The organism is Saccharopolyspora sp. 6M (assembly GCF_020176775.1).
In the GTDB taxonomy this organism is placed as follows: Bacteria; Actinomycetota; Actinomycetes; order Mycobacteriales; family Pseudonocardiaceae; genus Saccharopolyspora_C; species Saccharopolyspora_C gregorii.
The window spans coordinates 50,874-74,462 of sequence record NZ_JAIUJZ010000038.1 but is presented as its reverse complement, the minus strand read 5'-3'; the positions used below and the strand labels follow the sequence as shown (position 1 = coordinate 74,462).

General features: G+C 76.0%; 24 protein-coding genes. 16 read left to right on the top strand and 8 right to left on the bottom strand.

From position 1 onward, the window contains the following. Nucleotides 1–199: 199 nt before the first annotated feature. From LCD31_RS07170 to LCD31_RS07115, 12 genes are all read left to right on the top strand, one after another. Nucleotides 200–1,831, top strand: coding sequence for a carbamoyltransferase C-terminal domain-containing protein (locus LCD31_RS07170; RefSeq protein WP_224956786.1), 1,632 nt, complete (start codon nt 200–202; stop codon nt 1,829–1,831). Then, a complete protein-coding gene (locus LCD31_RS07165) occupies nt 1,828–3,318 on the top strand; it encodes an HAD-IIIA family hydrolase (RefSeq protein WP_224956785.1) in 1,491 nt (496 codons plus the stop codon). The genes LCD31_RS07170 and LCD31_RS07165 overlap by 4 nt, the downstream gene beginning before the upstream one ends. Then, nucleotides 3,315–4,340, top strand: a complete 1,026-nt coding sequence (locus LCD31_RS07160; protein ID WP_224956784.1) for a glycosyltransferase family 9 protein — start codon at nt 3,315–3,317, stop codon at nt 4,338–4,340. The genes LCD31_RS07165 and LCD31_RS07160 overlap by 4 nt, the downstream gene beginning before the upstream one ends. Continuing rightward, complete coding sequence (locus LCD31_RS07155; RefSeq protein WP_224956783.1) at nt 4,328–5,293, top strand: glycosyltransferase; 966 nt, start codon at nt 4,328–4,330, stop codon at nt 5,291–5,293. The genes LCD31_RS07160 and LCD31_RS07155 overlap by 13 nt, the downstream gene beginning before the upstream one ends. Continuing rightward, nucleotides 5,290–6,507, top strand: coding sequence for a glycosyltransferase (locus LCD31_RS07150; protein WP_224956782.1), 1,218 nt, complete (start codon nt 5,290–5,292; stop codon nt 6,505–6,507). The genes LCD31_RS07155 and LCD31_RS07150 overlap by 4 nt, the downstream gene beginning before the upstream one ends. Then, the gene (locus LCD31_RS07145; RefSeq protein WP_224956781.1) at nt 6,504–7,079 is read left to right on the top strand and encodes an SIS domain-containing protein; all 576 of its coding nucleotides are present in this window, start codon (nt 6,504–6,506) and stop codon (nt 7,077–7,079) included. Before LCD31_RS07150 ends, LCD31_RS07145 begins: the two co-directional genes overlap by 4 nt. Nucleotides 7,080–7,081: 2 nt before the next feature. Then, nucleotides 7,082–8,443 (top strand): PfkB family carbohydrate kinase, encoded by a 1,362-nt coding sequence (locus tag LCD31_RS07140; RefSeq protein ID WP_224956780.1) that lies wholly within the window; start codon nt 7,082–7,084, stop codon nt 8,441–8,443. 18 nt (nt 8,444–8,461) lie between these two features. After that, a complete protein-coding gene (locus tag LCD31_RS07135) occupies nt 8,462–9,151 on the top strand; it encodes an SDR family oxidoreductase (protein ID WP_224956779.1) in 690 nt (229 codons plus the stop codon). Next, nucleotides 9,148–10,092, top strand: coding sequence for a glycosyltransferase family 9 protein (locus LCD31_RS07130; protein ID WP_224956802.1), 945 nt, complete (start codon nt 9,148–9,150; stop codon nt 10,090–10,092). Before LCD31_RS07135 ends, LCD31_RS07130 begins: the two co-directional genes overlap by 4 nt. Next, complete coding sequence (locus tag LCD31_RS07125) at nt 10,089–10,736, top strand: UDP-glucose 6-dehydrogenase (RefSeq protein WP_224956778.1); 648 nt, start codon at nt 10,089–10,091, stop codon at nt 10,734–10,736. The genes LCD31_RS07130 and LCD31_RS07125 overlap by 4 nt, the downstream gene beginning before the upstream one ends. 15 nt (nt 10,737–10,751) lie before the next feature. Then, nucleotides 10,752–12,068: a UDP-glucose/GDP-mannose dehydrogenase family protein gene (locus LCD31_RS07120; protein WP_224956777.1), complete on the top strand. Its 1,317-nt coding sequence runs from the start codon at nt 10,752–10,754 to the stop codon at nt 12,066–12,068. 286 nt (nt 12,069–12,354) lie between these two features. Next, nucleotides 12,355–13,785: an MFS transporter gene (locus tag LCD31_RS07115; protein WP_224956774.1), complete on the top strand. Its 1,431-nt coding sequence runs from the start codon at nt 12,355–12,357 to the stop codon at nt 13,783–13,785. A gap of 3 nt (nt 13,786–13,788) precedes the next feature. On the opposite strand, the gene LCD31_RS07110 is transcribed toward LCD31_RS07115, so the two are convergent. The 3 genes from LCD31_RS07110 to LCD31_RS07100 form a co-directional block, all read right to left on the bottom strand. Next, entirely contained in the window at nt 13,789–14,037 is a 249-nt protein-coding gene (locus LCD31_RS07110; RefSeq protein ID WP_224956772.1) for a DUF6480 family protein, read from the bottom strand. A 44-nt stretch (nt 14,038–14,081) separates the two neighbouring features. Beyond that, nucleotides 14,082–14,279, bottom strand: a complete 198-nt coding sequence (locus tag LCD31_RS07105; protein WP_224956769.1) for a DUF2188 domain-containing protein — start codon at nt 14,277–14,279, stop codon at nt 14,082–14,084. Between the two features lie 62 nt (nt 14,280–14,341). Further along, the gene (locus LCD31_RS07100; RefSeq protein WP_224956768.1) at nt 14,342–15,412 is read right to left on the bottom strand and encodes an NAD-dependent epimerase/dehydratase family protein; all 1,071 of its coding nucleotides are present in this window, start codon (nt 15,410–15,412) and stop codon (nt 14,342–14,344) included. 138 nt (nt 15,413–15,550) lie between these two features. On the opposite strand from LCD31_RS07100, the gene LCD31_RS07095 reads away from it, so the two are divergent. The 3 genes from LCD31_RS07095 to LCD31_RS07085 all read left to right on the top strand — a co-directional run bounded on the left by LCD31_RS07095 (nt 15,551) and on the right by LCD31_RS07085 (nt 18,687). Next, entirely contained in the window at nt 15,551–16,435 is an 885-nt protein-coding gene (locus LCD31_RS07095; protein WP_224956767.1) for an MBL fold metallo-hydrolase, read from the top strand. Between the two features lie 87 nt (nt 16,436–16,522). Then, nucleotides 16,523–17,674: a glutamate--cysteine ligase gene (locus LCD31_RS07090; protein ID WP_224956766.1), complete on the top strand. Its 1,152-nt coding sequence runs from the start codon at nt 16,523–16,525 to the stop codon at nt 17,672–17,674. Continuing rightward, a complete protein-coding gene (locus LCD31_RS07085) occupies nt 17,671–18,687 on the top strand; it encodes an iron-containing redox enzyme family protein (protein ID WP_224956765.1) in 1,017 nt (338 codons plus the stop codon). The genes LCD31_RS07090 and LCD31_RS07085 overlap by 4 nt, the downstream gene beginning before the upstream one ends. 167 nt (nt 18,688–18,854) lie before the next feature. Here the strand turns inward: LCD31_RS07085 and LCD31_RS07080 are convergent, their stop codons facing one another. From LCD31_RS07080 to LCD31_RS07060, 5 genes are all read right to left on the bottom strand, one after another. Beyond that, nucleotides 18,855–19,061, bottom strand: coding sequence for a CDGSH iron-sulfur domain-containing protein (locus LCD31_RS07080; protein WP_224956764.1), 207 nt, complete (start codon nt 19,059–19,061; stop codon nt 18,855–18,857). After that, complete coding sequence (locus LCD31_RS07075) at nt 19,048–19,734, bottom strand: HemK2/MTQ2 family protein methyltransferase (RefSeq protein WP_224956763.1); 687 nt, start codon at nt 19,732–19,734, stop codon at nt 19,048–19,050. Before LCD31_RS07075 ends, LCD31_RS07080 begins: the two co-directional genes overlap by 14 nt. Further along, nucleotides 19,731–20,183, bottom strand: a complete 453-nt coding sequence (locus LCD31_RS07070) for an SPW repeat protein (RefSeq protein WP_224956762.1) — start codon at nt 20,181–20,183, stop codon at nt 19,731–19,733. The genes LCD31_RS07075 and LCD31_RS07070 overlap by 4 nt, the downstream gene beginning before the upstream one ends. A gap of 134 nt (nt 20,184–20,317) precedes the next feature. Further along, nucleotides 20,318–21,016 carry a TetR/AcrR family transcriptional regulator gene (locus LCD31_RS07065; RefSeq protein WP_224956760.1) on the bottom strand — a complete coding sequence of 233 codons (699 nt, stop codon included), beginning with the start codon at nt 21,014–21,016 and terminating at the stop codon, nt 20,318–20,320. Continuing rightward, nucleotides 21,009–22,268, bottom strand: coding sequence for an FAD-dependent monooxygenase (locus tag LCD31_RS07060; RefSeq protein WP_224956758.1), 1,260 nt, complete (start codon nt 22,266–22,268; stop codon nt 21,009–21,011). Before LCD31_RS07060 ends, LCD31_RS07065 begins: the two co-directional genes overlap by 8 nt. Before the next feature lie 139 nt (nt 22,269–22,407). Between LCD31_RS07060 and LCD31_RS07055 the strand changes: the two genes are divergently transcribed. Next, nucleotides 22,408–23,586 (top strand): aromatic acid exporter family protein, encoded by a 1,179-nt coding sequence (locus LCD31_RS07055; RefSeq protein ID WP_224956757.1) that lies wholly within the window; start codon nt 22,408–22,410, stop codon nt 23,584–23,586. Nucleotides 23,587–23,589 lie beyond the last annotated feature (3 nt).

Here is a 23,589-nt window from a genome sequence, read left to right as displayed (position 1 = left end):
TCCCGGCTCCGCGCCTGGTCGGGACGCGACGCCGCGGATCCGGAACGCGGCATTTCCGCTCTGTGCGGGGAAAAATGGCGGTGCCGGGCCGGAGGCCGCGGTTTGGGAGAGCCGCTTCGTTGGGTAGCGATGTGGTGCGGGTCCTTCGACTTCCGGAGGAACGCGGCAGGAATCCTTCCGAAGTCCCGGAGGTCCGATCGTGCGCGTCCTCGGCATCAACGCGGTCTTCCACGACCCGTCCGCCGCGCTCGTGGTGGACGGGGAAGTCGTCGCGGCGGCGGAGGAGGAGCGCTTCTCCCGCCGCAAGCACGGGAAGGAACCGGTGCCGTTCGCGGCCTGGGAACAACCGGTGCGGGCCGCCGCCTGGTGCCTGCGGGACGCGGGCCTCGAACCCGGTGAGCTCGACGCGGTCGCGTGCTCCTACGACCCGTCGCTGGTCGACCGGGACGCGCCGGACATCTACCCGGCCTGGGAGTGGCTGCGCACGACCTACGCCGAGCACGCGCCCCGGTTCCTCGCGACGGCGCTGCCCGGGTTGCCGCCCGAGCGGGTGCGGTTCGTGCTGCACCACGTGGCGCACGCCGCGTCCGCCGGACTCGCCGCGCCGTGGCCGGACTGCGCGGTGCTCACCGTCGACGGCAGGGGCGAGAGCACGTCGATGCTCGCCGGGCACTACCGCGGCGGTCGGCTGGAAGTGCTGGCGCAGCAACGACTTCCGCACTCGCTCGGCCTGATGTACGAGGACCTGACCGAACACCTCGGGTTCCGCCGCTCCAGCGACGAGTACAAGGTGATGGCGCTGGCCGCCTACGCCGAACCCGAGTTCCTCCCCGAACTCACCGAGCGGATCCGTTGCGGCGGCGGAGGTTTCGAGGTCGACCCCGTCGACTGGAACCGCTGGGCGCCGCGCCGCGCACCGGGGGCCGAACTGTCCGAAGTGCACGCGAAGCTCGCCGCCAGCGCGCAGGCCCGCGTCGAGGAAGTGCTGCTGGACCTGGCGAACTGGCTGGGGGAGCGCACCGGTGCCGACGCCCTCGCGCTCGCCGGTGGGGTGGCGCTGAACTGCGTGGCGAACACCCGGATCGCCGCCGACGGACCGTTCGAGCACGTGTGGGTGCAGCCCGCCGCCGGGGACGCGGGCACCGCGCTCGGCGCCGCGCTGCACGTCGCCGCCGAACGCGGACCGGTCGCGCCGATGGCCGGCGCCGACCTCGGCCGCGGCTTCACCGACGCCGAACTGCAGGCCTGCCTGGAGGCGGCGCGGCTGCCGTACGAGAAGCCCGACGACGTCGGGGCCGAAGTCGCCGCCGCGTTGGCGCGCAACGAGGTCGTCGCCTGGTTCCAGGGGCGGTCGGAGTTCGGACCGCGCGCGCTGGGCCACCGCTCGCTGCTGGCGCACCCGGGCCACGCGGACAACCTCGAACGGCTCAACGAGATCAAGGGGCGCGAGCAGTTCCGGCCGGTCGCCCCGATGGTCCGGGCCGAACGGGCCGGGGAGCTGTTCGCCCGCGGGCCGATCCCCAGTCCGCACATGCTGTTCGTGCACGACGTCGTCGAGCGCTGGCGGGACCGCATCCCGGCCGTGGTGCACGTGGACGGCACCGCGCGGATCCAGACCGTCGACGGCGACCGGGAACCGCTGCTCGCGCGGATGCTGAGCGCGTTCGAGGCCGAGACCGGGCTGCCGGTGGTGGTCAACACCAGCTTCAACACGGCGGGCCGCCCGATGGTGGACGGCCCGGTGGACGCGCTGGAGTGCTTCGGTTCCTCGCCGATCGACGTGCTCGCGCTCGGCCCGTTCGTGGTGCACCGCGGGAGGTGGGCGCGATGAGCGAGGCGGTGTACTCCGTGGTCGTCCCCACCGTGGGGCGGCCGAGCCTGCGCACCCTGCTGCACGCGTTGGAAGCCGCCGACGGCGTCCCACCGCGGGAGATCGTCGTCGTCGACGACCGCGCGAACCCCGCGCCACCGCTGGCGCAGGGCGTGGGCGTCACCACGCTGCGGGTCGTCCGCACCGGCGGTCGGGGGCCGGCCGGGGCCCGCAACGCGGGATGGCGGGCGACCGGCACCGAATGGGTGGTGTTCCTGGACGACGACGTCGTGCCGGACGAGGACTGGAAGCGGCGGTTGCAGCACGACCTCGCCGCGCTGCCCCCGGAGGTCGCGGCCTCGCAGGCGCGCATCGAGGTCCCGCTCCCGCGGGACCGGCGGCCGACGGACTGGGAGCGCAACGTCGCGGGGCTCGCCGGGGCGTGGTGGATCACCGCGGACATGGCCTACCGCCGGGACGCGCTGGTGCGGTCCGGCGGGTTCGACGAGGACTTCCCGCGCGCCTACCGGGAGGACGCCGATCTGGCGCTGCGGGTGCGCGCCACCGGCAGGCGGCTGGTCGCCGGGAGCCGCACCACCCGCCACCCGGTCCCGCCCGCCGGGTTCACCGCCAGCGTGCGGGCGCAGCGCGGCAACGCCGACGACGTGCTGATGCGGCGCAAGCACGGGCGCGGCTGGCGCACCAGGATCGGTGAAGGACCCGGCAGGTTGCCCGCGCACCTGCTGACCACGGGCGCCGCGGTGCTGGCGCTGCTCACCGCCAAGCACCCGCTGCCGAGCCGCACCGCCGCCGCCGTCTGGGCGCTGGCGACCGCCGAGTTCGCGCTGCGGCGCATCCTCCCCGGGCCGCGCACCGCGGCGGAGATCACCCGCATGGTGGTGACGAGCGCGCTGATCCCGCCGGTCGCGGTCCGGCACCGCGCCCGCGGCGAGCTGGCGCGGTCGCGGCCCCGGCGGAGCACGCCCGCCGCGGTGCTGTTCGACCGCGACGACACCCTCATCCGGGACGTGCCGTACAACGGTGAACCCGCGCTGGTCGAACCGGTGGCCGGGGCGGAGGCGGCGCTGCGGCGGCTGCGCGAGCGGGGGCTGCGGATCGGCGTGATCAGCAACCAGTCCGGCATCGCCCGGGGCCTGCTGGACGAGGCGCAGGTCGCCGCCGTCAACGACGCGGTGGAGCGGCGCCTCGGCCCGTTCGGCACCTGGCAGGTGTGCCCGCACGACGACGCGGCGCGCTGCACCTGCCGCAAACCGGAGCCGGGCATGGTCGAAGAAGCCGCTGCGGCGATCGACGTGGCGCCCGCGGACTGCGTCGTCGTCGGTGACACGGGAGCCGACGTGGAAGCGGCGCTCGCCGCCGGGGCCCGCGCCATCCTGGTGCCGACCGCGCGCACCCTGCCCGCCGAGATCCGCTCCGCCCACCGGCGCGCCGAGGTCGCCGCCACCCTCGGCGAGGCCGTGGACCGGGTCCTGGGGGCCGCGCGATGAGCGCCCCCGTCCTGCTCGTGCGCTCCGACAACGTCGGCGACGTGCTGCTGGCCGGACCCGCCGTGCGGGCCGTGGCCGCGCACGAACGGGAGGTCGTGCTGCTCGCCGGGCCGCGCGGCCGGGCCGGCGCCGAACTGCTGCCCGGCGTGGACCGGGTGGTCGAGTGGTGCGTCCCGTGGATCGACCCGGAGCCCGGCGCGGTCGACCCGGCGCAGGTGCGGCGGTTCGTCGAGCTGATCGGTTCCATCGGTCCGCGCGCCGCGCTCGTGTTCACCTCCTTCCACCAGTCGGCGCTGCCGCTGGCGCTGCTGCTGCGGATGGCGGGCGTCGGCTGGATCGGCGCGATCAGCGAGGACTACCCGGGTTCGCTGCTGGACCTGCGCCACCGCGTCGAGGGCGATCCGCCGGAGTCCGAGCGGGCCCTGTCGCTGGCGCGGGCCGCCGGGTACGCGCCGCCGCCCGGCGACGACGGCGGGCTCGCGGTGCGGCGGCCGCTGCCGGACGTCTCCGGGCTGGTGGGCGAACCGGGCTACGTGGTGCTGCACCCCGGCGCGACCGCGCCCGCGCGGCAGTGGCCCACCGAGCACTGCGCCGCCGCCGTGCGCGCGCTGGCCGCCGCCGGGCACCGGGTCGTGGTGACCGGGGCGCCGCAGGAGAAAGCCCGCACCGCGCTGGTGGCGGGCGAGGACGGGCTGGACCTGGGCGGTCGCACCGACCTCGCCGGGTTGGGCGCGGTGCTGGACGGCGCCGACGTCGTGGTCGCGCCCAACACCGGGCCCGCGCACCTGGCGGCCGCGGTCGGCACGCCGGTGGTGTCCCTGTTCGCGCCCGTGGTGCCCGCCGAGCGCTGGGCGCCGCACGGGGTGCCGGTGGAGCTGCTCGGCGACCAGGGCGCGCCGTGCCGCGGCACCCGGGCCCGGGACTGCCCGGTGCCCGGGCACCCCTGCCTGTCCGGGGTCGGCCCCGACGAGGTGCTGCGGGCCGTGGAGCGGTTGCGGGGGGCGGTGCGGTGCGAATCCTGATCTGGCACGTGCACGGCGCGTGGACCACGTCGTTCGTGCAGGGCGACCACACCTACCTGGTGCCGGTGACGCCGCGGCGGGACGCCGACGGCCGCGGCCGCGCGCGGACCTACCGGTGGCCGGAGCGGGCCGTCGAGGTCGCCCCGGAGCAGCTGCGCACCGCCGAGGTCGACGTGGTGGTGCTGCAACGGCCCCGCGACCTGGAGCTCACCGAGCGGTGGCTCGGGCGCAAGCCCGGCGTGGACGTCCCGGCGGTGTACGTGGAGCACGACACCCCGCGCGGCGCCCCCGTCGACTCCGCGCACCCGGTGGCCGGGCGCGCGGACATCCCGCTCGTGCACGTCACCCACTTCAACTCGGTGTTCTGGGACAACGGCCGCGCACCCACCACCGTCATCGAGCACGGCGTCGTCGACCCCGGACCCCGCTACACCGGCGAGGAACCGCGGGCGGGCGTCGTCGTCAACGACCCGGTGCGGCGGGCCCGGATCACCGGCGCCGACCTGCTGCCGCGGTTCGCGGCGGCCGCACCGCTCGACGTGTTCGGCATGCGCGTCACCGAGCTCCCCGGGCACCTGGGCCTGGACCCGGAGCGCGTGCGCGCGCACGAGGACCCGCCGCAGCGGGAGATGCACCGCGCGCTGGCCCGCCGCCGCCTCTACCTGCACCCGTACCGGTGGACGTCGCTCGGGCTGGCGCTGGTCGAAGCGATGCACCTCGGCATGCCGGTCGTCGCGCTGGCCACCACCGAGGCGGTCGAGGCGGTCCCGGCCGACGCCGGGGTGCTCTCCACCGATCCGGGGGCGCTCGTGGTCGCGGTGCGGGCGTTGCTCGCGGACGCGGACCTGGCGCGCGAGATGGGCGGGGCCGCCCGCCGCGCGGCGCTCCGCCGCTACCCGCTCAGCCGGTTCCTGGCCGACTGGGACGTGCTCCTCAAGGAGGTGACGGCATGAGGTTCGACCTGGTCTCCGAGCACGCGAGCCCGCTGGCCGCGCTCGGCGGCGCCGACGCGGGCGGGCAGAACGTGCAGGTGGCGGCGCTCGCCGCGGAACTGGGGCGCCGCGGCCACGAGGTCGTGGTGCACACCAGGCGGGACTCCCCGGAGCAGCCGCCGAACGTGCGCGCCGCCGCCGGGGTGACCGTCGCGCACGTGGACGCCGGCCCGCCCCGCCCGCTGCCGAAGGACGAACTCCTGCCGCACATGGCCGAGTTCGGCGACCGTCTCGCCGACCGCTGGGCGGTGCGGCCACCGGACCTGGTGCACGCGCACTTCTGGATGAGCGGGGTGGCGGCGCACCGCGGTGCCGCCGGGCTCGACGTCCCGGTGCTGCAGACCTTCCACGCGCTGGGCTGGGTCAAGCGCGCCCACCAGGGTGCCGAGGACACCAGCCCCCCGGAGCGGGAGGCCGTCGAGGCCCGGCTCGCCCGGGACGCGGACCTGGTGCTGGCGACCTGCTCGGACGAGGTCCGGGAGCTGGTGGCGATGGGCGCGCCGCGGCACCGGCTGCGGGTGGTGCCCTGCGGCATCGACCTGGACGTGTTCGCCCCCGGCCCGCGGCCCGAGCGCGGCGGGCGCCCCCGCATCCTCAGCATCGGCCGCCTGGTGGAGCGCAAGGGCGTGGACACCGCGATCCGCGCGCTCGCCGAGATCCCCGACGCCGAGCTCGTCGTCGTCGGCGGGCCGGGCGCCGCCGAGTGGGACGCCGACCCGGAGGTGGCGCGGCTGCGCGACGTCGCCGCGCGGCACGGGGTGCGCGACCGGGTCCGCTTCGCCGGTCAGGTGCCGCACGACGAGACGCCGGACTGGTACCGCTCGGCGGACGTGGTGGTCAGCGTCCCCTGGTACGAGCCGTTCGGGACGGTGCCGCTGGAGGCGATGGCCTGCGGCACGCCGATCGTGGTCACCTCGGTCGGCGGGCACCTGGACACCGTGGTGCAGGACGGCACCGGCCTGTTCGTCCCACCGCGCGACCACCACGGGCTGGCGCGCGAGCTGCGGTCCCTGCTCGCCGACCGGGGTCGCCGGGACCGGCTCGGCGCGGCCGGTGCGGCGCGGGTCCGGGAACGCTACGGCTGGGCGGGCCTCGCCGACGAGGTGGAGACCGCCTATCGGGGGGCGGTGCGCCGCCGGGCGCCGCTGCCCGCGCGGACGGGAGGCGCGCGATGATCGAACGGCACTTCGCGGACCTGGCCGACGCCGCTGCGCGCACCAGCGCCTCGGCGGCCACGATCGAGCAGTGGGGGCGGCGGCTCGCCGACGTCCTCGGCTCCGGCGGCAGGCTGCTCGCCTGCGGGAACGGGGGCAGCGCCGCCGAGGCCCAGCACCTCACCGGCGAGTTCGTGGGCCGGTTCCTGCACGAGCGCAGGCCGTACTCGGCGATCTCGCTGCACGCCGAGACCTCCGCGCTCACCGCCGTGCTCAACGACTACGGCGAGCAGGAGATGTTCGCCCGCGGGGTCCGGGCGCACGGCCGCCGCGGTGACGTGCTCATCGCGCTGTCCACCAGCGGCCGCAGCCAGAACGTGCTGGCCGCGGTCAAGAGCGCGCACGAGATCGGCATGACCACCTGGGCGTTGACCGGGCCCGCGCCGAACACGCTCGCCGCGATCTGCGACGGGGCCGTGGCGGTGGAGTCGCCGAGCACCGCCACCGTGCAGGAGCTGCACCTGGCCCTGGTCCACGCGCTGTGCTCGGTGTTCGACGAGGTGACCGGGGTGACCGCGGGAGGGGGGCGTTGACCGTGCGGCGAGGACCTCTGGTGGTGGTCGGCGACGTGCTGCTGGACGTCGACGTGCACGGCAGCGCCCGGCGCACCTGCCCGGACGCGTCCGCGCCGGTCGTCGACGTGGCGAGCCGCGAGCGGCGTCCGGGCGGTGCCGGGCTGGCGGCCTCGATCGCCGCCCGCGCGAACGCGGAGGTCGTGCTGGTCACCGGCGTCGGCGGGCAGGCGGGTGCGGACGTGGTGCGGCTGCTCGGGGACCGGGTGCGGCTGGCCGGTCTGCCGTTCTCCGGGGAGACCCCGGGCAAGACCCGCATCCGCTCCGGCGGGCGGACGTTGCTGCGCGCCGATTCCGGCGACGGGCGGGTCCTGGACGGGCCGCTGGACCCGGAGCTGCCGGGGCTGCTCCGCTCCGCGGGCGCGGTGCTGGTCTCCGACTACGGGCGCGGTGCCACCGCGAACCCGTTCCTGCGGCGGGCGCTGCGGCAGCTGCCCGCGGACGTCCCGCTGGTGTGGGACCCGCACCCGCGCGGTGGCGTGCCGGTCGGCCGCGCCGACCTCGTCGTACCGGACCTGGCCGAGGCCGTCGCGTTCACCGGCGGGTCCGATGTGGACGATCCCGCGCTGCTCGCCCGCGCCCTGCTGCGGCGGTGGGGGTGCGGCGGGGTCGCGGTCACGCTCGGCGCCGCCGGAGCGGTGGTGGTGCCGCAGGCGGTCACCGGCCGGATCCCGGTGCAGCCGGCCCCGCCCGGCGCGGACGCGTGCGGCTCGGGGGACTGCTTCGCGGTGATCACCGCGCTCGCCCTCGCCGACGGGGCCGATCCGGTGGAGGCGGTGACCGAGGGGGTGCGGCGGGCCGGCCGGTTCGTCGCCTCCGGCGGTGCCGCGCAGCTGTCCGAACCGGAACCGCGCCCCGGCAACGGCGGCACCGGCACCGCGTTCGAGGTGGCGGAGCGGGTGCGGCGCGACGGCGGGCGGCTCGTCGTCACCGGCGGCTGCTTCGACCTGCTGCACCCGGGGCACGTGCGGCTGCTGGAACGCGCGCGGGAGCTCGGCGACGCGCTGGTGGTCTGCCTCAACTCGGACGACTCGGTGCGGCGGATCAAAGGGGCGCACCGCCCGCTGGTCGGCCACGCCGACCGCAAACGGCTGCTGGAGGCGCTCGAATCGGTCACCGCGGTCGTCGTGTTCGACGAGAGCTCGCCGTGCGCGCTGCTGGAACGGCTGCGGCCCGACGTGTGGGTCAAGGGCGACGACTACGACGTGGCGACGCTGCCCGAAGCCGAGGTGGTGCACCGCCACGGCGGGCGCACGGTCCTGGTGCCGCAGATCGCCGGGTATTCGACGAGCCGGCTGCTGACCTCGCTGCGGTCGGCCGGGTGAACGACGGGAGGAGGATCGATGGAACCGGTGGGGAACGTGCTCATCACCGGTGGGGCGTCCGGCTTGGGCGCCGCCACCGCGCAGGAGGTCCGTGACCAGGGCGGCACGCCGCTCGTGCTCGACCGCGTCGAGCCGGAGCTGGACGTGCCGCACGTCCGGGCCGACCTCGCCGACCGGGCGGCGACCGAACGGGCCGTGCACCGGCTGGTGGAACTCGCCGGGGGCCGCCTGGACGGGGTGTTCACCGCCGCGGGCATCGACTCGTGCGGCGCGCTGGACGCGGTGCCCGCCGCGGAGTGGGAGCGCGTCGTCCAGGTCAACCTGCTGGGCACGGTCGCGGTGGTGCGCTGCGCGCTGCCGCACCTGAAGGAGAGCGCGGGCCGGGTGGTCACCTGCTCGTCGACGCTCGGGCTCAAGGCGGTGCCGGACGCGACGGCGTACTGCGCCTCGAAGTTCGGCGTGCTCGGGTTCTCGCGGGCGTTGGCCGCGGAGACCGCGGGCGCGGTCGGGGTCACCACGCTGGTGCCGGGCGGGATGCACACCTCGTTCTTCGACGGACGCGACGAGCAGTACAAGCCGCCGCCGGACGCGAAGCTCAACCGGCCGGAGGACGTGGCCCGCACCGTGCTGTTCGCGCTGCGCCAACCGGCCGGCTGCGAGGTGCGGGAGCTGGTGGTGTGCTCCTCGGAGGAGGGCTCGTGGCCGTGACGGGGACCGCGCTGGTGCTGCGCGCGCTGGGGCTCGGCGACCTGCTCACCGCCGTCCCCGCGCTGCGCGCGCTGCGCCGGGCCCACCCCGGCCACCACCTGGTGCTGGCGGCACCGCGCTGGCTGGCCGGGCTGGCGCACCGCACCGGAGCCGTCGACGAGGTGCACCCGACCGGTTCCCCGGAGGCGTTCTGCTGGGGCCGGCCGCCGCCGGACCTCGCGGTGAACCTGCACGGCCACGGGCCGGGGAGCATCGACGCGCTGCTGTCCAGCGGAGCCCGCCGGGTGCTGACCCACCGGCACCGCGCGCACCCGGAACTGGACGGCCCCCGCTGGCTGGACGAGCAGCACGAGGTGCACCGGTGGTGCCGGTTGCTGCGCCACGGCGGTGTGCCCGCCGACCCGGACGACCTGCTGCTGCCGGTCCCCGGCGGGGCGCGGCGCGACGTCGTGCTCGTGCACCCCGGGGCCTCCCACGGCGCCCGCCGCTCGCCGCCGGAGCGGTTCAGCGCGGTCGCGGGCGAACTGGCCGGGCGGGTGCCGGAAGTGCTGATCACCGGCAGCGGGGCGGAGCGGTCGCTGGCGCTGGAGGTCGCCCGCCGCGCCGGGCTCCCGGACTCCGCGGCCGTCGCCGGGCGGACCGACCTGCTCGAACTGGCCGCGCTGGTGGGCCGCGCCCGGCTCGTGGTGTGCGGCGACACCGGGATGGCGCACCTGGCCACCGCGTCCGGCACGCCCTCGGTGGTGCTGTTCGGCCCGGTCCCGCCGCGCCGCTGGGGCCCGCCCGAGCAGGGGCCGCACACGGCGCTGTGGGCCGGGACGACGGGGGACACGTTCGCGGAGCAACCCGACCCCGGCCTGCTCCGGATCCCGGTGGGCGAGGTGCTGGCGGCCGCGGACGCGCGCCTGGCTCCCGCTCCCGTCGCGGAGGCCGGCCGATGAGCGCCCGCGTCCTGCTGGCGGGCGGCGGCGCGCCAGCCGCAGCCACCGCAGACGCCCTGACCGCCCTCGGCCACCACGTCACCGGTCCGTTCGACGCGGACCCGCCGCCGGAGGGACCGGCGCCGGACCTCGGAGTGGTGTGCGGCGCACGGGCGGGCATCGACGTGCTGCGGCGGCGCCTGCCGCGCGGCGCGGTCGTGCTGAACTGCTGCGCCCCGCCGTGGGAATCGACCGCCCGGCTGGCGTCCCGGCTGGGCCGGGCGGACCTGCTCGCCGTGAGCAACCCGCCCCGCGCCGCCGAATCGGCCGCCGAGTTCCTGCACCCGGAGCTGGTGGTGCTCGGCGCCGCCACCGCGGCCGCGGCCGATGTGGCCGACGAGCTGTACCGGGGCGTGGCCGCGCCGCGGTTGCGCACCGACGCGGCCACCGCGGACCTGCTGCCGCAGGCGGTGGACGGGTACCTCGCGGTCCGGCGAGCCTTCACCGACGAGCTCACCGCGCTCTGCTCGGCGCTCGGCGCCGACATCGGCAGCGTCGCGGAGGCGTTGTCCTACGACGCCCGCACCGGCCGGGCGCCCTTGACGCCCGCGGTGGACGACGGCGCTGCGCTCGCCGAGCGCGCGTACCGCCGCCCGGCGAGCTGAGCGGGGCGGGAACCGTTGCGCGGCAAGCGGATCCTCGTCGTCGGCACCGGTTACGTCGGGCTGACCACCGGCGCGTGCCTGGCCTCGCTGGGGCACCGCGTGGTGTGCAGCGACGTGGACGCGGCGAAGGTCGAGCGGTCCTCCCGCGGGGAGATCGACCTGCTCGAACCCGGCCTGGCCGACCTGGTGCGCGACGGGGTCGCCGCGGGCCGGCTGGAGTTCGCCGTCGGTTCGGCGCGCGCGGCCGCCCGGTCCGAGGTGGTGTTCCTGTGCGTGCCCACCCCGATGGGCGCGGGCGGCGCCGCCGACCTGCGCGCGGTCGAGGCGGTGGTCGCGGAGATCGGCGACCGGGTGCCGCGCGGCGGGCTGCTGGTGGCGAAGTCGACGGTCCCGGTGGGCACCTCGGCGCGGGTGGCCCGGCTGCTCGGCCGGGACGACGTGGGGGTGGTCAGCAACCCCGAGTTCCTCCGCGAGGGGTCCGCGGTGCGCGACTTCCTGCACCCGGACCGGATCGTGCTCGGCTCCGACGACCCGGCCGCCGTGGAGCGGGTCGCCGCGCTGTACGCGGCGGTGGACACACCGGTGGTGCGCACCGGCGCGGCCAGCGCGGAACTCGTCAAGTACGCGGCGAACTGCTTCCTGGCGACGAGGCTGTCCTACGTGAACGCGCTCGCCGCCCGGTGCGAGCGCGCCGGCGCGGACATCGCCGACCTCACCGCGGCGATGGGACGGGACCACCGCATCGGCCCGGAGTTCCTGCGCCCGGGGCCGGGCTGGGGCGGGTCCTGCCTGCCGAAGGACGCGGCGGCGCTGCTGCGGCTCGCGGAGGCCGCGGGCACCGGTTTTCCCGCGCTGCGCGCGGCGATCGACGCCAACGCGCGGCAGCGGGCGCGCATGGTGCGCAAGGTCGCCGCCGCGTGCGGGTCCGGCTCGGCGCGGTCGCTGCGCGGGGTGCGGCTGGGGCTGCTCGGGCTCACCTTCAAGGCGGGCACGAACGACCTGCGGGACTCGCCGGCCCTGGCGGTGGCGCGGGCGCTGGCCGCCGAGGGCGCCGAACTCGTCGCCTGCGACCCGGCGCTGCGGCCCGGCGCGGCCGAGGTCGGTGCGGACGTGCGGCTGGTCGCCGACCCGTACCGGGCCGCGGCGGGCGCGGCGGGGCTGGTGCTGCTCACCGAATGGCCCGAGTTCCGCTCGCTCGACTGGCGGCGGCTCGCGGCATCGCTGGCGCGCCCGGTGGTCGTCGACACCCGGGACCACCTCGATCCGGCGGTGCTGCGGCGGGCGGGGCTGCGCTGGCGCGGTGTGGGGCGTCCGCCGGTGGATCCGGGCTGAACGCGGGCCGCGCGGGCTGAACGCAGGTGGCCGATCCGGGCTGAGCGCAGGCCGTGCGGCTCCGGGCTGAGCGCGCGCCGCAGTCGAACACGCCCAGTGCTCAATTCTCCCCGCCAGCGTCCCGCTTCACCCTTTCGAGCAGGGAATTCGGGAGAGCGCGAACACAAATTGTGCCGATCTCGGGAGTCGCCTCGTCACGGTGGAGCGCGGTCCAGGTGCCTGCTCACCCCCGGTGACGTCGAGCCCCTGGCCGGAGTTGACCCCCGATCGGCCCGAGGACTGGATCGTGCGCTCTGCACTGACGACGATGTTCCAAGCGCTGCGCCACCGCAACTACCGCCGCTGGGCGACCGCCGACTTCGTGTCGGTCACCGGTGCGTGGATGCAGAACCTCGGCCTGAACTGGCTGGTGCTGACCAAGACCGGGTCGGCGAGCCTGCTCGGGCTCTCCCTGCTGTTCCAGGCCGTTCCGGCGCTGCTGCTGGGCCCGTGGGCCGGCACCGTCGCCGACCGCTGGCCCGCGCGCCGCGTCCTGGTGGTCACCCAATCGCTGCACGTGCTGCTGGCGCTGGCGCTGGCGGGCGCGGCGATGTGGGACGCGCCGCTGGCGGTGATCTACGGCAGCGCCGTGCTCACCGGGCTGGTCACCGTGTTCGACGGTCCGGCGCTGGGGCGGTTCGGTTCCCAGCTGGTGCCGCGCGACACCTTGGGCAACGCGCTCGGCCTCGGCTCGATCCTGAGCTCCGGCGGCCGGATCCTCGGCATGAGCCTGGCGGGCGCGCTGGTCGCGTTCACGGGGGAACCGATGCTGTTCGTGCTCAACGCAGCGAGCTTCGCCGGGGTGATCGCGGTGATCTGCCTCGTGCGCGAGGAGGAGATGTTCTCGCTCGCGGAGAGCCCGCCGGAGCGCAGCGGCGTCAAGGAGGGCGCCCGCTACGTGCTCGGCAGCGGACCGCTGCTGGTGCTGTTCGCGCTGACCTTCGTGCTCTCCAGCCTGGGCCGGAACTACCAGGTCACGATGGCGGCGATGAGCGAAGGACCGCTCGGCGCCGGGCCCGTCGGCTACAGCGTGCTGTCCGTGGTGTTCGCGGTGGGCACGGTCATCGGCGGTTTCCTGGCCGCCTCCCGGCAGGAGCTGACGTTGCGGCTGCTGCTGGTCATGGCGGTGGCGACGAGCGTGCTGCAGGCGGTGGCGGGTTCCGCGTCGAACCTGGTGGTGTTCGCGCTGGTGCTGCTGCCGATCGCTGCGGGCGCGGTGGTGATCGACACCGCGGCCAGCACCCGCATGCAGCTGGACTCCGCGGAGGAGATGCGCGGTCGCGTCCTCGCCGCCAAGGGCATGGTGACCGCGGCCTCCGGCGCCGTCGGTGGCCCGGTGCTGGGCTGGCTGTCCGAGCACGCCGGGCCCGGGCGGGCGCTGGAGGTCGCCGGGCTGGCGACCGTCGCGGCCACCGCCCTGGCCTGGTCCCGGTTCGCGAAGATGCGCGAGCGCCGCGAGCTGCCCGCCCACGTCAAGTGGGTGCGGCTGGTGGACGTGCGCACCGAGGACCCCGCCCCCGGGCGCACCCCCGAACCGGCGGCGGGCACCGGTCCGCCCCGCGGACCGCGGAACCCGCGGCCGGTGCATCGGCGCAGCGCGGGTGGCCTACGGGCGGGCGGCCGACGGGCGCGGACCGGCTCCGCGGAACCGGCGGTCCCGGCGGCCGCCGAGCGCTGAGGCTCACCACAGCAGCAGGTCCAGCGCCCTGGTCACGAAGAATCCCGCCAAGAGCAGCACCACCAGCAGGATGACGGCCCACCACACCCACTTCGCGGGCCGGGCCGTCGCCTTCTCGGTGTGCGCGAGCCCGCGGGTGGCCTCCCCGGATTCCGGCGGCGTCTCCCCGGCGGGCACGCCGCCGCCCGGTTCCAGACCGGGCGTGCGGTCCGGGTCGGGATCCGGCGGTGGGGTGGTCTCGTCGTGCGGCATCCTCTCCGGCTAGCCGCGCGGCGCGGACGCGAAACGGTGCGCGGTCAACCCGGCCGGACGGTGCGCTTGTCGCGGACCCGCCCGCGCAGGTCGTGGATGACGACTTCGCCGCCCTCGTAGCGCAGTTCCAGGCAGGCGTCCTCGACCGCGTCGGCCTGGCACGGAACGTGGCGTTCGGCGGCGCCGCCTCCGACGACCTTCCAGCCGTCGCGTTCGGCGGGGACGACGTGCAGCACGCTCATGTGATCCTCTCGTCGTGGTCGCCCTCCAGGCCTTGCCGCCCGCACCGGACGCCAAACCCCGATCACTGGCGCGATCCCACCCCGGTCGTGAGCTCCCGCCACCGGCCGCCGGGGGTGCGGGCGGCCAGTTGCGGAGTCGCCGTGCCGGTGCCGCGCCGCAGGCCGTCCAGCATCTCCAGCACCGCTTCGAGACCGGAGCGGGACGGGCACCACCCCAGCTCCGCCCGGGCGCGGGAGACGTCCATCAGCGGCAGCCGCAGCACCGCGTCGAACAGGTCCGGCGAGGCGGGGACCAGGTGCAGCCGCCAGGCCGCGGCGAGCGCCGCCCGCACCGCTCGCGCCGGGATCCGCACCGGGCGCGTGCCGAAGTGCTCCGCCAGCAGCCGCGGGTCCACCACCGGGTCGGCCGCGACGTTGAACGCGCCGCGGACCGGGTTCCGCACCGCCGCGCGGAACGCCTCGGCGAGGTCCGCGCTGTGCACCGCCTGGAAGCGGAGGCCCGGGACGTCCGGGAAGGCGGGGAACGCGGCGGGGCGGACCAGCCGGCCCGGCACCAGCGGGCCGCCGAACAACCGCCGCTGCTCGGCCGCGGCCCCCGCCTTGAACACGAAACCGGGCCGGAACCGCACGATCCGGGTGTCGCCGCCGCGGTGCTCGAACGCGTCCAGGCAGCGCTCCAGGTACGCCTTCTCCCTGGTGTAGGCCGCACCCGGCCAGCCGTCGGTGGGCCAGTCCTCGTCGACGGTGCGGCCCGGACCGGGGGAGTAGGCGCCCACCGAAGAGGCGTACAGCAGCGCGGGCACCCGCTCCGCCGCGACGGCCTCGAACAACCGCAACCGGCCCAGCACGTTGTTGCGCCACGTCGTGACCGGGTCGTGCGTCGGCTGGAAGATCCACGCCAGGTCGATCACCGCATCGGCGTGGCGCACCCGGCGAGCCAGGTCGTCGCGGGTGATGTCGCACCGCGCGAAGTCCACCCCCGGCAGCCCCCGCGCGGGGACGCGGCGCGCGAGCCCGGTGATCCGGCCGACGCCCGGGTCGGCGGCGAGGGCCGCGACGACGCTCGTGCCGATGTTGCCGGTGGCGCCGACGACGACCACGTGCGGGCCGTCGCGGCGGGGTGACGTGGTCATCGCGGTCTCCACGGTCGTCGATTCCGGTCCCGTCCCGCGTACCCGGCCCCCGCCGGGCACATGCGCCGCGGTTTGCGACGGTGGTCCGCGGGGCAAGCCGGGAGCAGGACGCGGCCGCGGCGAGACGGGAGGCCGGCCATGGACGCCGATCCGACCGGCGGGCAGGACTGCACGATCACCTTCGTGGGCACGGCGACGGTGCTGCTGCGCCTCGGCGAGTTCGCCTTGCTCAGCGACCCGAACTTCGTGCGCCGGGGGCAGTGGGTGCACATCGGGCACGGGCTGCTCACGCGGCGGCGCACCGAACCGGCGATGACGATCGACGAACTGCCCCCGCTGGACGGGCTCGTGCTGTCCCACCTGCACGGCGACCACTTCGACCGGGTCGCCGCGCGCGAGCTGCCCCGCGACCTGCCGATCTTCACCACCCACCACGCGGCGCGACGGCTCGGCCGGACCGGGTTCACCGAACCGGTGCCGCTGCCGCGCTGGGGGCGGGAGACGATGACCAAGGGCGGTGCGCGGCTGACCATCACCTCCCTGCCCGGCAAGCACGCGCGGGGCGTGCTGAGCGCCGTGGTGCCCCCGGTGATGGGCACCCTGGTGGACTACGAGCCGCCGGTGGGGCGCGGGCTCCGGCTCTACCTGACCGGCGACACCCTCGTGCACGACGACCTCGCCGCGATCGGGGAGCGGTTCCCCGGGATCGACGTGGCGCTGGTGCACCTCGGCGGAACCCGGGTGCTCGGGCAGCTGCTCACCATGGACGGGCCGGAAGGGGCCGATCTGCTGGAGCTGCTGCGCCCGAGCAAGGCCGTTCCCATCCACTACGACGACTACGGGCTGTTCAAGTCGCCGCTGTCGGAGTTCGAGCGCGAGGTCCGCCGCCGCGGCATCGCCGGCGTCGAGCACGTGGTGCGCGGGGACTCGCTCGCCCTGTTCGCCCCGGGCGAGGAACCGGGCCCCACCGCCGATCCGGCGCGGGTGACCGTGCGGCGGCGCGCACCGCTCGGCGGGCGGTGACGGGGCGGGACGCGTTCGAGGTGTGTCGATCCCGCGGCCGCGGGTACGCGTGGGTCGGCCCGCGGCGACGACAGGGGGCGCAGCCGGATGAACGAACCTCGGACCTCGATCCCCGGCGTGACGATGGGCGTGGAGGAGGAGTTCCTGCTGCTCGACGCCCGTTCGGCGCGCCCGGTCCCGCGTGCGGGCGACGTGCTCGCGGACGCGGGCGCGCTGCCGGGCCGCGCCGAGGGCGCCACGTTCCAGCCGGAACTGCACCGCAGCCAGGTGGAGGCCGCGACCGGCCGGTGCACGACCGCGGAGGCGCTGCGCGCCCAGCTGGTGGACGACCGCCGCCGCCTGGCCACCGCGGCGGCCGGGCGGGACGCGATGCTGGTGTCCGCCGGTACGCCGGTGCTGGACGGCCCGCCGCCCGGGATCACCGATGAGGCCCGCTTCGCCCGCATCGCGGACGCCTACGCGACCGTGATGACCGAGTACCAGGCGTGCGGGTGCCACGTGCACGTGGCGGTCCCGGACGAGGAGGCGGCGGTCGGGGTGGTGAACCACCTGCGGCCGTGGCTGCCGACCTTGCTGGCGCTGACGGTGAACTCGCCGTTCCACCGGGGCCGGGACACCGGCTGCGCGAGCTGGCGGATGGTGCAGCAGCTGGGCTTCCCCGGTTCGGGCGTCCCACCGCGGTTCGACTCCGCCGCGGCCCACCGCGACGAGGTCGCGCGGCTGGTGGACTGCGGGAGCCTGGTGGATCCGGAGATGTCCTTCTGGCTGGCCCGCCCGTCACCCCGGTTGCCGACCGTGGAGCTGCGGGTCGCCGACGCGCTGACCACCGCCGAGGAGGCCGTGTTCCACGCGGTGCTGGCTCGGGCGGCGGTGCGGACCGCGCTGCTGGCGGTGACGGCGGGCGTGCGGCCACCCGCGGTCCGGGACCAGGTCGCGGCGGCCGCGGTGTGGGCGGCGGCGCGGCACGGCATCGGCGGTTCGCTCGTTGACCCGGTCCGCGAGGCCCGCGCGCCCGCCGCCGTCCTGCTGCGGCGGTTGCTGGAGTGGATCGAGCCCGCGCTGCGCGCCGCGGGGGACGCCGCGGTCGTGCACGAGGGGATCGCGAACCTGGTGCGCCGGGGCGCGGGCGCCGACCGGCAGCGCCGCGCCGCGGTCGGGGGACCCCGCGCCGTGGCGTTCGCGCTGGCGCGCCGCACCGCTGAACCGAGCGCCGAGCACGTCCGAGAGGAGAGCAGATGAGCGCCCCCGCCACCGGCACCACCTCGGCCCGCCTGCCGAGCCCGCGCGGGCCGCTGTCCGAGGCGGTCATCGCCGCCCTCGGGTCCGCGCCGCCCGCTCCGCCGCTGCCCGAGCCGGACGGCGCCGACCCGTTCGGCGAGGACGTGGCGCTCGCGCTGCACACCTGCTACGAGCTGCACTACCGCGGTTTCCGCGGCGTGGCACCGGACTGGGAGTGGAACGCCGGGTTGCTGCACTGGCGCGCGAGCCTGGAACACCTGTTCCACGACGCGCTGCGCGCGCACGTCGCGGGCGGGGACGACGTGGCGGGCGAGCTCGACGGGCTGCTGACCGAGGTGGTGCCCGGGGACGGCGTCTCGCACCACCTCCGCGACCACGGGACGTGGGAGCAGATGCGCGAGTACTTCGCGCACCGGTCGATCTACCACCTGAAGGAGGCCGACCCGCACGCCTGGGTCATCCCGCGCCTGCAGGGCCGGGCGAAGGCGGCGCTGGTCGCCGTCGAGTTCGACGAGTTCGGCGGCGGGCGCGGCGAGGACGTGCACGCGCAGCTGTTCGCCGACCTGCTGGACGCGGCCGCGATGGATTCCGGCTACCTGCGGTACCTGGACGTGGTGCCCGCGCCGCAGCTCGCGATCGTGAACCTGATGTCGATGCTCGGCCTGCACCGCTCGTCGCGGGGGGCGCTCGTCGGCCACTTCGCGGCCGCGGAGATCAGCACCGCGCCGAGCGCGCAGGGGCTGGCGACCGCGCTGGAGCGGCTGGACGCACCGGCGCCCTGCCTGCGGTTCTTCACCGAGCACATCGAGGCCGACGCCGTGCACGAGCAGATCATGCGCCACGACGTGGTCGGGGACCTGCTCGACCGGGAACCGGAGCTGGCAGGCGACGTCGTCTTCGGCGTCCAGGCGACGGAGTTCCTGGAAGGCGCACTCGCCGAGCGGCTGCTCGGGTCGTGGCGCGCGGAGGTGAGCTCGTTGCGGCGACCGCTGGATCAGCCGACGGTCCGGTGACCGCTGAGCCGGCGGGCGTCCGGTGACCGCTGGAGCAGCGGCAGTCCGGCGTCCGCTGAACCAGCGGCGGCCCGGCGAGCGCTGGATCAGCCCGCGGCCCGGTGGCCGCTGGGCCAGCCAGTTTCCCGGTGATCACTGGGCCGGCCGACGTCCCCGCGGATGCCGGACTAACCGGCGTCCCGCCGGGTGCGGCGCCGGTGGCTGGTGTCGCACAGCGGGAACCGGCGGCTGCGCCGGCAGGCGCACACGGCCACCACGAACCGGTCGCAGCGCACGGTGGTGCCGTCGGGCGCGACCAGCTCCACCGGCCCGTCGACGAGCACCGGGCCGTCCGGTACGACGCGCACCCGGCGCGCCGGGTCACGTCCGGGCACCGCGGATCACCACCAGTTCTTCGCAGCGCTGCCCGGGTTCGATCAGCCCGCGCTCGGCCAGGAAACCGGCGCGGCGGCGCAGCACCGGACCGAACGGCTGGGTGCGGCGCGCCGGGATCGACACGTCCAGCCCGGCGGTGCCGAGCCGCCGCACCGTTTCGTCCACATCGGACACCGAGGACTGCACGAGCAGCAGCACCCCGGCGGGCCGCAGCATCCCGGGCACCGCGGCGCACAGCGCGTCCAGCACCGCCCGCCCGTCGGGGCCGGCGTCCCAGGCCAGCGCGGCGCGGTGCCGCGGCGGGTGCTCCCGCGCCGAGGGCACGTACGGCGGGTTGGACAGCACCAGGTCGAACCGCTCGTGCGCCGAGAGTTCCAGCGAGCGCACCCGCCGGGCCCGCACCGGCAACCGGTGCAGGCGCGCGTGCGCGCGGGCGGTGAGCACCGCCCGCGCGGACACGTCGATCGCGGTGACATCCCCGGCACCGGCGCGTGCCGCCGCGATCGCGAGCGCCCCGGTGCCGGTCCCGACGTCGAGCACCCGGGTTCCGGCGTCCACCGCCTCCTGCCGCAGCGCCCGTTCCAGCAGCCGCGTGTCGCCCTGCGGCCGGTAGACGCCCGGTGCGCTGAGCCAGCGTGGGGCGGCGGTGGGCCCGGGTGCGGTGCGCGTCATCGCGCCCGGCCGCCGCGGCCGCCCATCAGGGTCGTGCCCAGCGCCCCGGCCCCGGCGAGGATCAGCAGCGCACCGGCGATGACGTTGCTCCACACCATGCCCGCCGAGGGCGTGGCGGTCGGAACGATCCAGGTGGACACGATCAGCCAGGCGCCCAGCGGCACCAGCACCCAGCTCAGCCCGCCGCCGCGCTCGAACAAGCCGGTGAGCCCGAGTCCGATGGCGACCGCGACCAGACCGATGATCAGGTTGTGCGTGCGCATGCCCGGTTGGGCCAGGTCGAAGCCGAGGACCCAGGGGGAGATCGCCGCCCACAGCCCGGCCAGCGCGACCACGCCGTCGGCGACGACGGTCTGCGGCGAGCCGAGAGCGCCGCCGTACTGCTGCTGCAACGACACCACGTCGGGGTGATCGCGCATCGATGCTTCGCGCGACGTCCGCTCGGTCATGATGGACCCCTTTCGCGAGGAGTTTCCTTCGCCTTCCAGGGGTCGCCGCCGGGCGGGCCGGGGAAACGTGCCTCCGCGGATCCGCGCACCGCCGATCTCCGGAACGGGTCCCCGGCGGGCCCGGCGTGCCGCGATCAGGCGCCGGGGGAGATGACCTCCAGCGCGAGGGCGCGCCCGGCGACGAGGTGCCGGATCCCCTCGGCGGCGGCCGACGCGACCTGCTCCGGGCCGGCCTGCTCCGGGCCGAGCAGCGCGGTGACGGCCGCGGCGAGCACCCGTTCGGGGTCGTCGACCGGCAGCTGCGGCGGGCGGACGGCCGCGGCGGCGAACCCGGTGGTCAGCGCGTGCAGCGCCAACGCCTGCTCGGCCAGCGGCCAGTCGGTGCGCGCGAGCCCGTGGTCCCGCCAGATCGGCAGCACGTCGGCCATCACCGCGTCCGGCCCCAGCGCGGCGAGCAGCTCCGCCGACCGGGGATCGTCGGCCAGCACGCCGAGCAGGTGGTCGTCCCCGCTGCGCAGTCCGCTGACGAACCGGCGTTCGGTGGCGGTGCGCAGCATCCGCGGGCACAGCCGGGACGGCCGTGCCAGGTCCGGGTCGGCGGTGACCGCGGCGATCGCTTCGTCGGCCATCGCGAGGAAGTCCCGGCACACCAGGCCGAGCAGCAGGTCCTCCTTCGTCTTCCAGTACAGGTAGACGGTTCCCTTGCCGATGTGGGCCCGCTTGGCGACCTCGGCGATCGTGACGCCCTTGCTCCCGCGGTCGAGCAGCAGCTCGCCTGCGGCGGCGAGGATGCGCGCCGCTTTCGGCGAAGCGTGCTCGGGCAGGTCAGCCAACGGGTGCCTCCTGTTCCGGTGCGGGTTCCCCCAGGACGTCGCCCACGATATCGACGCTCGCTCCCGTGACCGCGTCGTCCTGGCGCATCAGCCGTTGCACCAGGCGCTTGCCCGGCCGGGTCTTCGCCAGCTTCGGCATCGCCCGGCGCAGCAGGATCTGGCGCCGGGAGTCCGCGACGAAGATCTTGCGCTGCTCGAAGGCGTTGCGCTGGAACCGCTCGATGTGCGGGCGGAGCATCGTCTCCCACTCGCCCAGGGCCCGTTCGACGTCGTCCGGGTGCCGTTCGAGCACGGCGCCGAGCAGGTCCGCGCCGGTGAACCCGGCCGAGACGCCCATCCCGGCGTAGAGCGTGACGCACCAGGCCGAGTCGCCGACGAGGACGACCCGGCCGCGGTGCCAGGTGTCGAGCCGCACCTGCTCGACCGAGTCGAACAGCAGCCGGTCCGAGGATTCGGCCGTGGCCACCACGTCGCCGAGGGTGCCGCCGAGCGGCCGGGGTCTGAAGGCGGCCCGGATGCTCTCGCCGGGCGGCCGGGCGAACTCGGCGTCGACGTCGTCGGTGCGGTAGGTCAGCAGGACGGTGGGGTCGTGGTCGGTGAACGCGAAGACCCACATCGAGCGGTCCGGTTCGAGCAGCGTGGCGCCTTGGCCGGGCAGGAGTCCCGGGGGCGTGCCCGGGTATTCGCACGCGGCGATCATGTAGTCCAGCCGGTGCAGGTGCTCCTCGTGCGGGCCGAAGACGAGGGAGCGCACGGTGGAGCGCAGCCCGTCCGCGCCGACGACCAGGTCGTAGCGCTCGGTGGTCGTGGTGTCCGTCGCGGTGTCGAGCAGGGTCACGTCCACTCCGCCCGGCTCCTGCTCGATCGCGGTCGGCACCGTCGAGTACCGGACTTCCGCGTCCGCGGGCAGCGCCGAGAACGCGGCCCGCTCCGCGTCGCCGCGCAGCATGACCCACGGCTTGCCGGGGATGTCGGCGAACGAGGTGCCGGGCCGGCGCCGACCCTTCCGATCGAGGTCGAGGTGCTGCGCGGTGCCGGACCGGTCGTGCATCGCGTCGAGGATCCCGAGCCGCCGCGCGGCGTGCCTGCCCGCGCCGAACAACGCGACGAAGTAGCCGCCGGAGCGGCGCGCGGGCGCCCGTTCGACGAGCACCGGTGTCCAGCCCGCCCGGTGCAGCCGCGCCGCCGTGGCGAGTCCGCTGATGCCCGCTCCGATCACGAGCGCGCGGCCCGCGGTGGTGTCGTTGCCCATGCCTCAGACCATACTGACCAAAATGTTCATTCGGTCAGTCAGTGATGTGGGTCTCACCATCACGTGTGCGCGGAGCCCGCGTCCGGGTATGGCCGGTGAACGCGTGCTCGTCGATCGCGCCGTCGGGAGGAGGCGGAGGGTGACGTCCCAGGAGCCCGGACCTGGAGGTGCCGCAGGCGGGCCGGAACTGCTCCGGCGCTGGCTGCGCTCGCTCTCCGAGCACGTCCGGGACCACGCCGACACCTGGCTGCTGCTGCTCAAGGGCGTGGTGGCCGCGACCCTGTCCTGGTGGATCGCGGCCGGGGCCCTGGGGGCGCAGGCCGCGTCCTTCGCCCCGTTCTCGGCGGTGCTGCTGGTGCACTCGACGGTCTCGCGGTCGTTGAACCACTCGGTGCGGTACCTGGCCGCGATGGTCGCGGGCATCGTGCTGGCCGGGGTGGTCATCACGCTGGGCGGCGCGGGCATCGCGGTGTTCGCGCTCGTGGTGGCGCTGGCCCTGCTCATCGGGCAGTGGCGCCGGTTGGGCAGCCAGGGCTGGCAGGTGGCGGTCGCGGTGATGTTCGCCTACCAGTACTTCGTGCAGTCCGAGGACCAGCAGGCCAGCTGGGCGCAGCTCGGCGCCCTGTGCGGGTTGGTGCTGCTCGGCTCGGTCGTCGGCGTCGGCACGAACCTGCTGCTGGTCCCGCCGTTGCGCTACCGGTCGGCCGAGCACGGCGTGCGCGCGCTGAGCCGGTCGGTCGCGAACTGCCTCGACGAGTTCGCCGAGGCCGTGGACGACGGCCTGCCGTCCCGGGACCGGGCCCAGGAGCTGTGGTCTCGCGCGCAGGACCTGCAAGGGCTCGCGGCGAGCGCGCGGCACGGCCTCGACGACGCCGCCGAGACCCAGCGGTTCAACCCGCGCAAGCTGCTGGCCGGGGCGCCGCGGTCGTTCACCGGGCACCACTACACGGTCAACGCGCTCACCCGGGTGATCAACGAGTTGCAATCGGTCGCGCGCTCGCTGGACACCGACGACGAGGCCGAGGACGAGCCGCAGCGGCGGTGGACCTCGTCCTTCGGGGAGCTGCTGTCCGCGGTCGGCGAAGCGTGCCGCAGCCTCGGCGAGGTGCACTCCGCGGCCGACCTGCGCGACGGCGGGGAACTCGCCGACCGCGTCGAACGCGCCCGGCGGTGCGGGGCGGAACTCGCCGAGCGGCGAGTGGCGGAGGGGATCGACGCGGCGACGCCGTGGCCGATCTTCCGCGCGCTCACCACCGACGCCCGCCGCCTGGTCGACGACCTGATCAGCGCCCACGACGACCTGAAGCGCCTCGGCTGACGC

Bases quoted from the DNA above. Each gene is read 5' to 3' on its own strand.
- LCD31_RS07135 (WP_224956779.1), top strand. From the start codon at position 8,462: ATGGAACCGGTGGGGAACGTGCTCATCACCGGTGGGGCGTCCGGCTTG.
- LCD31_RS07100 (WP_224956768.1), bottom strand. From the start codon at position 15,412: ATGACCACGTCACCCCGCCGCGACGGCCCGCACGTGGTCGTCGTCGGC.
- LCD31_RS07075 (WP_224956763.1), bottom strand. From the start codon at position 19,734: ATGACGCGCACCGCACCCGGGCCCACCGCCGCCCCACGCTGGCTCAGC.
- LCD31_RS07150 (WP_224956782.1), top strand. From the start codon at position 5,290: ATGAGGTTCGACCTGGTCTCCGAGCACGCGAGCCCGCTGGCCGCGCTC.
- LCD31_RS07110 (WP_224956772.1), bottom strand. From the start codon at position 14,037: ATGCCGCACGACGAGACCACCCCACCGCCGGATCCCGACCCGGACCGC.
- LCD31_RS07085 (WP_224956765.1), top strand. From the start codon at position 17,671: ATGAGCGCCCCCGCCACCGGCACCACCTCGGCCCGCCTGCCGAGCCCG.
- LCD31_RS07125 (WP_224956778.1), top strand. From the start codon at position 10,089: ATGAGCGCCCGCGTCCTGCTGGCGGGCGGCGGCGCGCCAGCCGCAGCC.
- LCD31_RS07070 (WP_224956762.1), bottom strand. From the start codon at position 20,183: ATGACCGAGCGGACGTCGCGCGAAGCATCGATGCGCGATCACCCCGAC.
- LCD31_RS07060 (WP_224956758.1), bottom strand. From the start codon at position 22,268: ATGGGCAACGACACCACCGCGGGCCGCGCGCTCGTGATCGGAGCGGGC.
- LCD31_RS07105 (WP_224956769.1), bottom strand. From the start codon at position 14,279: ATGAGCGTGCTGCACGTCGTCCCCGCCGAACGCGACGGCTGGAAGGTC.
- LCD31_RS07095 (WP_224956767.1), top strand. From the start codon at position 15,551: ATGGACGCCGATCCGACCGGCGGGCAGGACTGCACGATCACCTTCGTG.
- LCD31_RS07090 (WP_224956766.1), top strand. From the start codon at position 16,523: ATGAACGAACCTCGGACCTCGATCCCCGGCGTGACGATGGGCGTGGAG.
- LCD31_RS07160 (WP_224956784.1), top strand. From the start codon at position 3,315: ATGAGCGCCCCCGTCCTGCTCGTGCGCTCCGACAACGTCGGCGACGTG.
- LCD31_RS07145 (WP_224956781.1), top strand. From the start codon at position 6,504: ATGATCGAACGGCACTTCGCGGACCTGGCCGACGCCGCTGCGCGCACC.
- LCD31_RS07165 (WP_224956785.1), top strand. From the start codon at position 1,828: ATGAGCGAGGCGGTGTACTCCGTGGTCGTCCCCACCGTGGGGCGGCCG.